11 protein-coding genes and 3 tRNA genes are annotated in these 11,174 nt (G+C 64.5%); 6 read left to right on the top strand and 8 right to left on the bottom strand.

What is annotated here, in order from left to right; translation table 11 throughout:
• Positions 1–291: 291 nt before the first annotated feature.
• From HNS34_RS17185 to HNS34_RS17160, 6 genes are all read left to right on the top strand, one after another.
• On the top strand, positions 292–1,128 hold the full coding sequence (locus HNS34_RS17185; RefSeq protein WP_172321327.1) for a DUF3102 domain-containing protein: 837 nt from the start codon (positions 292–294) through the stop codon (positions 1,126–1,128).
• Between the two features lie 246 nt (positions 1,129–1,374).
• Positions 1,375–1,947 (top strand): histidine phosphatase family protein, encoded by a 573-nt coding sequence (locus tag HNS34_RS17180; RefSeq protein ID WP_172321326.1) that lies wholly within the window; start codon positions 1,375–1,377, stop codon positions 1,945–1,947.
• A 44-nt stretch (positions 1,948–1,991) separates the two neighbouring features.
• Positions 1,992–2,067, top strand: a tRNA-Val gene (locus tag HNS34_RS17175).
• Between the two features lie 169 nt (positions 2,068–2,236).
• On the top strand, positions 2,237–3,226 hold the full coding sequence (locus HNS34_RS17170; RefSeq protein ID WP_172321325.1) for a DMT family transporter: 990 nt from the start codon (positions 2,237–2,239) through the stop codon (positions 3,224–3,226).
• Between the two features lie 118 nt (positions 3,227–3,344).
• A tRNA-Asp gene (locus HNS34_RS17165) sits at positions 3,345–3,421 on the top strand.
• 44 nt (positions 3,422–3,465) lie between these two features.
• Positions 3,466–3,542 (top strand) — tRNA-Asp (locus HNS34_RS17160).
• 272 nt (positions 3,543–3,814) lie between these two features.
• On the opposite strand, the gene mmsB is transcribed toward HNS34_RS17160, so the two are convergent.
• The 8 genes from mmsB to HNS34_RS17120 form a co-directional block, all read right to left on the bottom strand.
• The gene (gene mmsB / locus HNS34_RS17155; protein WP_172321324.1) at positions 3,815–4,690 is read right to left on the bottom strand and encodes a 3-hydroxyisobutyrate dehydrogenase; all 876 of its coding nucleotides are present in this window, start codon (positions 4,688–4,690) and stop codon (positions 3,815–3,817) included.
• Between the two features lie 11 nt (positions 4,691–4,701).
• Positions 4,702–5,736: an enoyl-CoA hydratase/isomerase family protein gene (locus HNS34_RS17150; protein WP_172321323.1), complete on the bottom strand. Its 1,035-nt coding sequence runs from the start codon at positions 5,734–5,736 to the stop codon at positions 4,702–4,704.
• Positions 5,736–6,881, bottom strand: a complete 1,146-nt coding sequence (locus HNS34_RS17145; RefSeq protein WP_172321322.1) for an acyl-CoA dehydrogenase family protein — start codon at positions 6,879–6,881, stop codon at positions 5,736–5,738. The genes HNS34_RS17150 and HNS34_RS17145 overlap by 1 nt, the downstream gene beginning before the upstream one ends.
• The gene (locus HNS34_RS17140; protein ID WP_172321321.1) at positions 6,878–7,150 is read right to left on the bottom strand and encodes a hypothetical protein; all 273 of its coding nucleotides are present in this window, start codon (positions 7,148–7,150) and stop codon (positions 6,878–6,880) included. Before HNS34_RS17140 ends, HNS34_RS17145 begins: the two co-directional genes overlap by 4 nt.
• Positions 7,151–7,191: 41 nt before the next feature.
• On the bottom strand, positions 7,192–8,325 hold the full coding sequence (locus HNS34_RS17135) for a carboxylate-amine ligase (protein WP_172321320.1): 1,134 nt from the start codon (positions 8,323–8,325) through the stop codon (positions 7,192–7,194).
• Positions 8,326–8,565: 240 nt separating this feature from the next.
• Positions 8,566–8,907 (bottom strand): cupredoxin domain-containing protein, encoded by a 342-nt coding sequence (locus HNS34_RS17130; RefSeq protein ID WP_172321319.1) that lies wholly within the window; start codon positions 8,905–8,907, stop codon positions 8,566–8,568.
• Between the two features lie 94 nt (positions 8,908–9,001).
• On the bottom strand, positions 9,002–9,478 hold the full coding sequence (locus HNS34_RS17125; RefSeq protein ID WP_172321318.1) for a hypothetical protein: 477 nt from the start codon (positions 9,476–9,478) through the stop codon (positions 9,002–9,004).
• Positions 9,479–9,661: 183 nt separating this feature from the next.
• Positions 9,662–11,161, bottom strand: coding sequence for a CoA-acylating methylmalonate-semialdehyde dehydrogenase (locus HNS34_RS17120; protein ID WP_172321317.1), 1,500 nt, complete (start codon positions 11,159–11,161; stop codon positions 9,662–9,664).
• Between the last annotated feature and the right edge of the window lie 13 nt (positions 11,162–11,174).

The following is an 11,174-nucleotide window of genomic DNA, read 5'->3' as shown; positions in this document are numbered from 1 at the left end:
TGGAAAAGCCCGGTCGCCTTCGAACGGAAAGTGGCTTAAACGAGCACCTGGGGCGGCACGAAAGCGTGACAGGTCCAGGCTGCCATCTATCCTACATTTCCAATGAGATGCGCGATGAGTTGAAATGCGCACTCAATATCATTCCCAACAATCCATGATGTTGGCGCGGTGAAACGGGGCAAGATCACGCGGATGGTGAAGAGAAAAGTTCCTACGCAATCCTACGCAAATCCTACCGCCAACTTGCTATAAGTAAAAACCGATGGATCAACAGCTTGTGAAAGCACTGACATGACACAGATACCTACCCCAGTTGAACGCAAGACAGCCACAAAAGTATCCTCAGTCAAAGACCTTACCCCGGAACAGAAGGAATTGTGCCAGGTGGCTGCCGCAGAAATCTGCCGTTGCGAGCTTGTCGCGATGAAGGCCGCATTCGTGATCGGACAGAAGCTTATCAAGGTAAAGGGCCGCCTCGATCACGGTCAATTCACTGCATGGTTGAAACGAGATGTGGGATACACCGCACGAACCGCGCAGAACTACATGAACGTCGCTCGTTACTTGAACGGCAAATACGAAACAGTTTCGCATTTGCCCATGCGCACGGTCTATGACCTCGCTGGCTTGCCAGGTGCCAACCGCTCCGAGATCATCGGTATCATCAAGGATGCCGCGAACCCGCCCGTTGCTGAAATCAAGCAACGGATCGGAGTCGTGAAGAATGAACAGCGTCGCGCGAAACTTGAGGATGATCTCAAGCGCCGCCCGAAGCGCCGCCCAGTCATGACGCCGGCGCAGATGAAAGCTGCTGAGACGAAGAATGCGAATATCCGCATGAAGCAGGAGAAGAGGGCAGCGGCGCTCAAGGAACAGGCGGCGCGCTGGATCGAGAAGTTGGGACCGGTTTTGGCTGCCGAGATTGCACACGCAATGAAAGATGACTGGTATGGTGTTTGGGGTGCGTTGATGGACGCCGCGTTGGCGTCAGTCCCCCCGGTTGCCAGCATAGCCGAAATTGTGTCCCCGGCCAAACCTGCTGACGTTGTCACGCCCGACTGTGATGACGCTGAGATCCTGGAGGACACCGAAGAGCTGACGGATATCGACCTGACGCACGCGGCCTGACCAGCGAGCAGAACGACACTCGGCCCGCCGGATCACCCCGGCGGGTTCTTGCGTCAGGAGGCCTAGTGCGCTATCCGCGAGATACTGACAACCCGATCCGATGACGCTACGTCAACTGGTCCATTTAGGAGGCGGTTACATGGTTACAAAACGTCGCGTAAGTCATTGATAATGCTAGATTCGATCACTTTTCAAATCTCTTATCACCCACCACTTCCCCTCTGATCATTGCTCCGCGGGCCCGAGATGTCCTTCCCCGATCTCTACATCCTGCGCCACGGCCAGACCGAATGGAATGCCGAGCATCGGGTGCAGGGCGGGCTGGACAGCCCCCTGACGGCGCAGGGCCGCGAGGAAGCCGCGCGGCAACGCGCGCTGCTTGCGGAATGCGACCTGACCGGGTTTCGTGCCCTGACCAGCCCGCAGGGCCGCGCGGTCCAGACCGCCGCCATCGCGTTGACGGGGCTGGTGCCCGCCATCCACACCGATCCGCGCCTGGCCGAGATCCGGGTCGGCGACTGGGAAGGTCTGAGGCGCGACGAACTGCCCGGCGTTACCGCCACCGATGAGCGCGAGGAAAGCGCGCTGGCGCTCTATGATCTCGCGCCGCGCGGCGAGGGGCTGGCCGCGCTGCGCCGCCGCTGCGAGGCGTTCCTGTCCGATCTCGACGGCCCCGCGATCCTGGTTACCCACGGCATCACCTCGCGCATGCTGCGCCTGGTCTGGCTGGATCAGCCGACCGAGCAGATCGCCGCGCTGCCGGGCGGGCAGGGGGTGGTGTTTCACCTCTCGGACGGGCAGCACCGCAGCCTGGGATAAACCCCTTGCAGGCCGCGCCTGCTTGGCTATATGAGGCGCATTGCGGGTCGTTAGCTCAGTTGGTAGAGCGCTTCGTTTACACCGAAGATGTCGGGAGTTCGAGCCTCTCACGACCCACCAACCCATCCCCGTTCGGGACGCCTCGGTGGTCGCCACTCCCCCGGTGGCCCGACCGCCGCCTGCCCGCTTTCGCGGGTGCGCCGTTTCCAACAGCCGTGTTTCGGGGTAGGGCAGGAGCAGCCGGGCCGCACCGCGCCTGTCCCTCTTCTTCGCTTGAAAGACCCGCCCGATGTCCGGCCCGCCGCGCCCTACCGAAGATACGCCGCCCCGCGCGATCGTGCTGATCCTGACGGGGATGGTCTTCATCACCGTGAATGACAGCCTGATCAAGGCCTTGAGCGGCGATTACCCGCTGCACCAGATGATCTTCATCCGCTCGGCCATCGCGCTCGGCATGACGCTGGTGATCCTGCAATTCGAGGGCGGGTTCCGGGCGCTGAGGACATCGACGCCGGTGCTGCACCTGATGCGCGGGCTGCTGGTCGTGGTCAGCAACATGCTGATCTTCGCCGCCATCGCGACGCTGCCCCTGGCCACCGCGACGGCGCTCTTCTTCGTGGCACCGCTGATGATCACGCTGATGTCGGTCGTGTTCCTGAAGGAGCGCGTCGGCCTGCACCGGGCGGGGGCCATCGTGGTGGGGTTCGCGGGCGTCCTCGTGATGACACGTCCGGGGGCGGAGGCCGGGGTGGACCGGCCCGAGACCTGGGTGTTGATGCTGCCGGTCCTGGCTGCGACGGCCTATGCCGGAATGCAGGTGATGACCCGCTCTCTCGGGGTCTATTCCAAGGCGGCGGCGCTCGCAGTCTATATCCAGGGCACCTTCCTGCTGGTCTCGATCGGCTTCTACCTCGTCGCGGGCGACGGGCGGTTTGCCGAAGGGGTGGAGCATCAGAGCCTCGTCTTCCTGCTGCGCGCCTGGGTCTGGCCGACGCCCGCCGACTGGCCGCTTTTCCTGACGCTCGGGCTCTGTTCCGGCGTCGTGGGCTATTGCCTGTCCTCGGCCTATAAGATGGGCAATGCGGCGACCGTGTCCTCGTTCGAATATGCCGCCCTGCCCATGGCCATCGCGACCGGCTGGGGCGTCTTCGGCGAAGTGCCCGATCTGTGGATGCTGGCGGGCACCGTGTTGATCGCGGGGGCGGGCATCTACGTCTTCATGCGCGAGGCGCGCCGCCGGTCCCCGGTGGCCCCGCGGCGGCCCCTGCGCCGGGGTTGAAGTTTTTTCCGCGACGGGCCAGATCGGGGTGAAACCGCGCTTGACGAGGGCGGGGATGGGCCCTAGAACCGCCCGAACATGCCGGGTGGGCCTTCGGGGCCAGGCGGCATTGCAGCGGGCGGTTGTAGCTCAGTTGGTTAGAGTGCCGGCCTGTCACGCCGGAGGTCGCGGGTTCGAGCCCCGTCAACCGCGCCACCGCTGCAGATCCGGGCGAAAAGCCCACGCCGAAAGGCACCTGCGCGGTTGTAGCTCAGTTGGTTAGAGTGCCGGCCTGTCACGCCGGAGGTCGCGGGTTCGAGCCCCGTCAACCGCGCCATTTAGTCCCTCTCCTTGGATCGTTGTTGCCCTGACGGGCGAGGGCGATTTTTCTTGCAAGAAAAATGCGAGGGGAGAGGTTTGTGATCTTGTCCGTGAGGTTCGGGGTTTGGGCGGGCGAAGGCCCCGTTTGCTGAGAGGCGTTTGAGGGGGCGATCCGCCCTTCAAAGCGCCAGTTCAAGGGTTTCTGCGAGTCGCGCCCGCCTCAAGGCCAAGCCGCGCCTTGCGCGGGCGCTGACGCGCGCCTTGACCCGGACCCGACTCGCGGGGGCCCTATCCGGAGCGACCGCGCTTCTCGAAGCGGGGCAGCATGGCCGAGAAGTCGCGGCCCTTGCCATCCTCGGACTCGACGAAGGTTTCATAAAGACGCATCGCGGCCTCGCCCAGGGGCGTGTCGGCATCGGCAGCCTCGGCGGCGGCTTGCGCAAGCCGCAGGTCCTTCAGCATCAGGTCGGCGGCGAAACCGGGTTTGTAGCCGTTATCGGCGGGGCTCTGCGGCCCGATGCCGGGGGCCGGGCAATAGGCGTTCATCGACCAGCTGTAGCCAGAAGAGGTGGAGACAACATCGAACATGGCCTGCCGGTCGAGGCCGAGCTTGTCGGCCAGCGCGAAGGCCTCGCAGGTGCCGATCATGGTGATGCCAAGGATCATGTTGTTGCAGATCTTGGCGGCCTGACCATTGCCCGCGGGGCCGCAATGCACCGCCTTCTGGCCCATGATCTCGAAAAGCGGCCTGGCGGTCGCAAAGGCCGCCTCGCCACCGCCGACCATGAAGGTGAGCGTGCCGCCCGCGGCGCCGCCGACACCGCCCGAGACGGGCGCATCGAGGAAGCCGAGACCGGCCTTGTCGCAGGCCGCCGCCGCGTCGCGCGCGGCTTCGACCTCGACGGTGGAGCAATCCAGCAGCACCGCGCCCTTGTCCATCGCCGGGATGATCTCCTCGGCGACCGATTTCAGGATCGCGCCGTTGGGCAACATGGTGATGACGATCTCGGCCCCCTTGGCGGCCTCGGGCGCGCTGGCTGCTTTGGCGACACCGTCGGGGCAGGGCGCGGCGAGGTCGAAGCCCGTCACCTCGTGGCCCGCGCGGACGAGATTGACGGCCATCGGCGCGCCCATATTGCCGAGCCCGATAAATCCGATCTTCATGGCATGTCTCCTTATATGTTGAGCGCATCCGCCCCGAGCGGGCGCAGGAGGGCCGAGACCTCACCCGGAGGGACGGATCTGGGGCCGTCATGACGCCAGTTCGGCGCGTTGTCCTTGTCGATGATCACGGCGCGGATGCCTTCCAGGAAATCGGCCTTTTCCATGGATCGCGAGGTAAAACGGTATTCCATCTCCAGCGCGGTTTCTATCGTGTCCGTACTCCTCACGCGATGGATGAGTTCCAGCGTGCAGGCCATTGATATCGGAGAGTTCTGATTGAGCGCGGCGAGGGCTTTCTCGGCCAGGTCGCCCTCCGTCGACTCCAGCAGGTTGACCACGTCGCGCAAGGTTTCGCCGCTGAACAGCGCGTCGATCTCGGGCCTCGCTTCCGCCAGATCTGATGCGGGTGCATGTTCCGCCGCGCGGTCCACGGCCTCCCAGTCGCCGGTCTCGCAAAGCGTCTCGATCAGCGCCCCCCATGCCGCGCGCGGGATGTAGTAATCCGCGAACCCGGCATGGAGCGCGTCGCCCGGCTTCATCCGGCCCGAGGTGATCCCGAGATACTCGCCCAACCGCCCCGGTGCACGCGCCAGCAGCAGCGAGCCGCCGACATCCGGCACCAGCCCGACCTTGCATTCGGGCATTGCGATGCGGCTGTCCTCACACACCACGCGGTGCGAGCCGTGGCAGCCGACGCCGACACCGCCGCCCATGACGAAGCCGTGCAGGAAGGTCACGACCGGCTTGGGGAAATTGAAAAGCCGCGCGTTCATGCGGTATTCGTCCTGCCAGAAGCGGCGGCCGTAATCGTAATCGCCTGCGCGGCCGGTCTCATACATCTGCGCCAGATCGCCGCCCGCGCAGAAGGCCTTGTCGCAGGGCAGCCCGTCGATGATCAGCAAGCTGACGGAAGGGTCATTGGCCCAGAGGACCAGCGCCTTGTCGATCTCCAGGCACATCTCCCAGGTCAGGGCGTTCAGCGCCTTGGGGCGGTTGAGGGTGATGCGGCCCGCGCGGCCCTCGATGCGGCAGTTAATGTCCTGCATTATCTGCGCTCCGCAAGCATTTGTCGGGCAATGATAACACGCATGATCTCGTTCGTGCCTTCCAGGATCTGATGCACCCGCAGGTCGCGCACGATCTTTTCGATCCCGTAATCGGCAAGGTAGCCATATCCGCCATGCAGTTGCAGGCACTGGTTGGCGACGTCAAAGGCGGCATCGGTGACATAAAGCTTGGCCATGGCGCAGAATTTCGACGCGTCGCCTGCGCCCTGGTCCAGTTTCCAGGCCGCCTGGCGCAGGAATGTGCGGGCCGATTGCAGTTTGACCTCCTGTTCGGCCAGGCGGAATTGCAGGCCCTGGAACTGGTCGATGGGTTTGCCGAAGGCCTTGCGCTCGCCCATATAGGCCAGCGTCAGGTCCAGCGCGTTCTGCGCGCCGCCAAGGGCGGAGGCCGCGATGTTGAGACGCCCGCCATCGAGGCCCGCCATCGCGTATTTGAACCCCTTGCCTTCCTCGCCAATGAGGTTCTCGGCAGGAACGAAACAGTCGTCGAACTGCACCTGCGCCGTGGGTTGCGCGAGCCAGCCCATCTTTTTCTCCAGCGCGCCGAAGCTGAGCCCCTCGCTGCCATCCTCAACCACGACGGTGGAGATGCCCCTTGGCCCGTCCTCGCCGGTGCGCACCATGGTGACATAGGCGTCGGAATAGCCGCCGCCCGAGATGAAGGCCTTGGTGCCGTTCAGCCTGTAGCCGTCATTGGTCCGATCCGCGCGGGTGCGGAGCGCCGCCGCGTCCGAGCCCGAGCCCGGTTCGGTCAGGCAGTAGGAGAAGACCTTATCCATGGAACACAGGTCGGGCAGCCATTTGGCCTTGGTCTCGTCGCTGCCGAACTTGTCGATCATGCCGCCGCACATGTTGTGGATCGACAGGAAACTGCCCACGGCAGGGCAGGACATGGCCAGTGCCTCGAAGACCAGCGTGGCGTCGAGGCGGGTAAGGCCCGAGCCGCCGTATTCCTCGGAGACATAGAGCCCGCCAAAGCCAAGCTCGGCGATCTGTGGCCAGAGGGTCTTGGGGATGGTGCCGGCGGCCTCCCACTCCTGCGCGTGGGGGGCGATATGCTCCTCGCCAAAGCTCCTCGCCATGTCGAAGATCATCACCTGTTCTTCGGTCATTTCGAAATTCATTCGCCAAATCCTCTGATAAGCTCCAGGGCCAGCGCCCAGAAGACAAGCCATGCCGCCGCCGCCAGGACCGGTTGCAGCATGATCCGCCAGTGGTTTTTCCAGGCCCGCAGGCCGAACGGGTCGCGCCAGGTGATCCAGTCGCGCTGCGCCTGGCGCAGTTCGGGATACCGGCGATGGTTCCATATGGCCACGCCGATGCCAACCACGAAGGTCCCGATGACGATGAATGGCCCCATGCCCGCGCGTTTCCCCTCCCCGGAATTGAACACTTGTTTAATTAGCAAATGTTGCAGGAGTTTTTCAACCGGAGTCAAAGATCGGCGTGAAATTCCTCGATCAGGTGGCGCACGACGCCGCGCATCGCCTCGGCGTGGTCCTTGCCTGCGTGTTTCTCGGCGGCATAGACCGCGCGTTGCCGCTCGGACGAGGTGCCGCGCGCCTGCATGTCGCGGGCGTTCTCCACCTCCTTGCGGCAGCCCAGGGCGTCGGCATCCTCGGCGGTCAATTCGATCAGCTCATCCATCAGCTCGTGAAACGGCACGATGGCGCGGCGGCCGAAATCTATCAGCCCTTCGGCTGTGCCATAGCGCTGCGCGCGCCAGCGGTTTTCGCCCACCAGGAAGCTGTCATAGAGCCGCCAGCGCTGATTGCGTTCGCGCAGCCGGAACAGCATGCGCGACAGGCTCTGAATGAGGGCGGCCAGGGTCAGCGTGTCCTCCAGCCGGGGGCTGACATCGCAGATCCGGGTCTCCAGCGTCGGGAACTGGGCCGAGGGGCGCAGATCCCACCAGATCTTGGAACTGTCCTCGATCACGCCAAGCTCGATCAGGGCGTCGGCGGTGCGCTCATAATCCGAGAAGGACGGGAAATGCGGCGGCAGCCCGGTGCGCGGCAGGTTGTCGAACACCGTCAGCCGATAGGAGGCGAGGCCAGTATCGCGCCCCTGCCAATAGGGCGAGGAGGCCGACAGCGCCAGAAGATGCGGCAGGAAATAGCTGAGCTGCCCCATCAGGTCGTTGCGCAGATCGTCATCGTCGAGGCCGACATGCACGTGCATCCCGCAGATCAGCATCCGCTCGACCACGCCGCCAAGGTCGCGGGCCAGGGTGTTGTAGCGGTCCTTGTCGGTATGGATCTGGTCCTTCCAGTCGGCGAAGGGGTGGCAGGAGACGGCGATCGGCGCCAGCCCGTGATCCCCCGCGATGCGGGCGACGCAGCCGCGCAACCGGCGCAGATCGCCGCGCGCCTCGTCGATATTGGCGCAGACGCGGGTGCCGATCTCGATCTGGCATTGCAGGAATTCGGGGGAAACCTGACCCTCAAGCTCGGCCTTGCAGGCCTCCATCAGCCTGGGCGGCGCGACGGCCAGGTCGCAGGTCTCGAGGTCGACCAGCAGGTATTCCTCCTCGATCCCGATCGAAAACGGGGGCGGGTCTTGCGGCATGGGCCTGCTCCTTTCGGGCCGTTTCACGGCAGAAAACCGGGTTGGGCGGGATTTGCCAAGGAAAAAACTTTGAACCGGGCCGGGGCGTCGCGCGACCCATGGCCAGATCATTGACCGAGGAGACAGACGCGTTCAGGGCGATTGATCCGCCCGCACCGGTTTCATCACGAAAGACTTTTCAGACATGAAAAAGGGGTCGCAAGATGCGGCCCCTTTCTTTCGTGGAGATGGCGCCCGATTTCAGGTCGCGGTGATGGTGCCGCGCATCGCCGGGTGAAAGTTGCACTTGAACTCATGGGTTCCGGCCTCGGCGACGGTGATGGTGCCGCTTTCGCCGCCATTCAGCCGCCCGGTGTCGAAGCTGCCATCCATCGCGGTGGCGGTATGGGGCGCGTTGTCGGCATTGGTGAAGCTGACGGTGTCGCCTGCCGCAACCTCAAGCTCGGCGGGGCTGAACGCGAAGCCCTGGATCATGACCTCATGCGCGGCGGCGTGGCTCGCGGCACGCGCACGGCTGACGGAAAGGGCAAGGGGGGCCGCGAGGATCGTGGCGATGGCGGTGCGGCGGGGGATATCGGTCATGGTGCAATACTCCTTTTCACTAGCGGCGAAGATGGCGGTCGGGGGCGCGGGCTGTAAATGATTTTTTGGCCCGGTAACGGTTTCGTGCGCAGGGTCAGGCATCGGCCTTGAGCAGTTCCGCGACCGTGCGGTGGCGCAGTCCCAGAAGGTTCAGCGCCCCGGCCTCGTCCTGTTGCAGGCGCACGATGATCTTGTCGTTGCCGTCCCAGGACCGCATGGCAAGTTGCGCCAGGGCCATGGCCACCCGTGTCGGCGCGATATAGACGACGAGGCTCGGCATGGCCGTGGTGGTGAAGATATCCGCCTTGCGCGCCTGCAGTTTCATCAGCGTCAGCGGGTCATGCTCGAACCCCGTCACGCGGGTCAGGTCGACCAGGTGGCGCTGGTCTGGGTGGCGGTCGGGGTGGCGGTCATAGGCCTCGACGATGGAAAAAACCTCCGCCAGGCCGACATGGCCCGCGTAGTCGACATAGACGAGGCCGCGCCGGGGCAGGATGGTAAAGCTGGCAGGCACCGTTGGTTTGTCCTCTCTGGTCAGAGGGTTGAGCGGTTCGAACGTGGTTTCAGTCACGCATAGCGCGGGCAGGGGCCTTGCGTCCATTGCTTCCGGGTCGCCCACGTCGTTCACAAACGCGTGATCGTTTCCGTTTGCGAAACAATTAATCGGTCATGCTGCCGCTGTCGCCGCGCATGCGATGTAAAAAGGCCCCGCACCGGGGGGCGGGGCCTTTCAGTTGCGGGGATCGGGCGGGGCTCAGTCCATCGCCTTGAAGTTGAACTCGCCGCCTTCCTTGATGCCGCTCGGCCAGCGCGCGGTCACGGTCTTGGTGCGGGTGTAGAACTTGAACGCGTCCGGCCCGTGCTGGTTCAGATCGCCAAAGCCCGATTTCTTCCAGCCGCCGAAGGTGTGATAGGCCAGCGGCACCGGGATCGGCACGTTGACGCCGACCATGCCGATATTGATCCGGTTGGCGAAATCGCGCGCGGTGTCGCCATCGCGGGTGTAGATCGCGGTGCCGTTGCCGTATTCGTGGGACATGGCAAGGCCGATGGCCTCCTCGTAGGATCCCGCCCGCACGGTCGAGAGGACCGGGCCGAAGATCTCCTGACGGTAGATGTCCATATCGGGCGCCACGTGATCGAACAGGTGCGGCCCGACGAAAAAGCCATCCTCGTAGCCTTGCAGGCTGAAGCCGCGCCCATCCACTGCCAGCTTCGCGCCCTGGTCGATGCCGGTCTGCACCAGCCGTTCGATATTCTGCTTGGCCGCCGCCGTCACGACGGGGCCGTAATCGACATCGTCACCGGCGGTGTAGGGGCCGACCTTCAGCGCCTCGACACGCGGCACCAGCTTCTCGATCAGCTTGTCGGCGGTGTCCTCACCCACCGGGACGGCCACGGAAATGGCCATGCAGCGTTCGCCAGCGGCGCCATAGCCCGCGCCAACCAGCGCATCGGCAGCCTGGTCCAGATCGGCGTCGGGCATGATGATCATGTGGTTCTTGGCGCCGCCGAAGCACTGCGCGCGCTTGCCGTTCGCGGTGGCGCGGGAATAGATGTAATGCGCGATCGGGGTCGAGCCGACGAAGGCCACGGCCTGCACGGTTTCATTGTCGAGGATCGCATCGACCGCTTCCTTGTCGCCATTGACGACCTGCAACACGCCATCGGGCAGGCCGGCTTCCTTGCACAGCTCCGCCAGCATCAGGGGCACGGACGGATCCCGCTCGGACGGTTTCAGGATCATCGCATTGCCACAGGCCAGCGCCGGTCCCATGCCCCAGAGCGGGATCATGGCGGGGAAGTTGAACGGCGTGATCGAGGCCACGACGCCAAGCGGCTGGCGCATGGAATACATGTCGATGCCGGGGCCTGCGCTGTCGGTGAACTCGCCCTTCAGCATCTGCGGCGCGCCGATGCAGTATTCGATCACTTCCAGGCCGCGCTGCACGTCGCCCTTGGCATCGGGGAAGGTCTTGCCATGCTCACGGCTCAGCGCTTCGGCCAGCTTGTCCATGTCGCGGTTGATCAGGTGCACCAGCGCCATCATCACGCGCGCCCGCCGCTGCGGGTTGGTGGCCCCCCAGGCGACCTGCGCCTCGGCGGCCTTGGCGATGGCGGCGTCAACCTCGTCCCTGGAGGCCAGCGCCAGCTTGGCCTGCACCTCGCCGGTGGCGGGGTTGTAGACATCCGATTGCCGCGCAGCTTCGCCCGGCACACGCTTGCCGTCGATCCAATGACCCAGATTTTCCATGACATCCTCCTGA

Source organism: Alterinioella nitratireducens, assembly GCF_013155465.1.
GTDB lineage: Bacteria > Pseudomonadota > Alphaproteobacteria > Rhodobacterales > Rhodobacteraceae > Alterinioella > Alterinioella nitratireducens.
This window is presented reverse-complemented; position numbering and strand designations above follow the sequence as displayed.

What these genes read in the sequence shown, in the direction of transcription:
- HNS34_RS17150 (WP_172321323.1), bottom strand. Translation starts at nt 5,736, where the DNA reads ATGCAGGACATTAACTGCCGCATCGAGGGCCGCGCGGGCCGCATCACC.
- HNS34_RS17180 (WP_172321326.1), top strand. Translation starts at nt 1,375, where the DNA reads ATGTCCTTCCCCGATCTCTACATCCTGCGCCACGGCCAGACCGAATGG.
- HNS34_RS17170 (WP_172321325.1), top strand. Translation starts at nt 2,237, where the DNA reads ATGTCCGGCCCGCCGCGCCCTACCGAAGATACGCCGCCCCGCGCGATC.
- HNS34_RS17135 (WP_172321320.1), bottom strand. Translation starts at nt 8,325, where the DNA reads ATGCCGCAAGACCCGCCCCCGTTTTCGATCGGGATCGAGGAGGAATAC.
- mmsB (WP_172321324.1), bottom strand. Translation starts at nt 4,690, where the DNA reads ATGAAGATCGGATTTATCGGGCTCGGCAATATGGGCGCGCCGATGGCC.
- HNS34_RS17145 (WP_172321322.1), bottom strand. Translation starts at nt 6,881, where the DNA reads ATGAATTTCGAAATGACCGAAGAACAGGTGATGATCTTCGACATGGCG.
- HNS34_RS17185 (WP_172321327.1), top strand. Translation starts at nt 292, where the DNA reads ATGACACAGATACCTACCCCAGTTGAACGCAAGACAGCCACAAAAGTA.
- HNS34_RS17120 (WP_172321317.1), bottom strand. Translation starts at nt 11,161, where the DNA reads ATGGAAAATCTGGGTCATTGGATCGACGGCAAGCGTGTGCCGGGCGAA.
- HNS34_RS17130 (WP_172321319.1), bottom strand. Translation starts at nt 8,907, where the DNA reads ATGACCGATATCCCCCGCCGCACCGCCATCGCCACGATCCTCGCGGCC.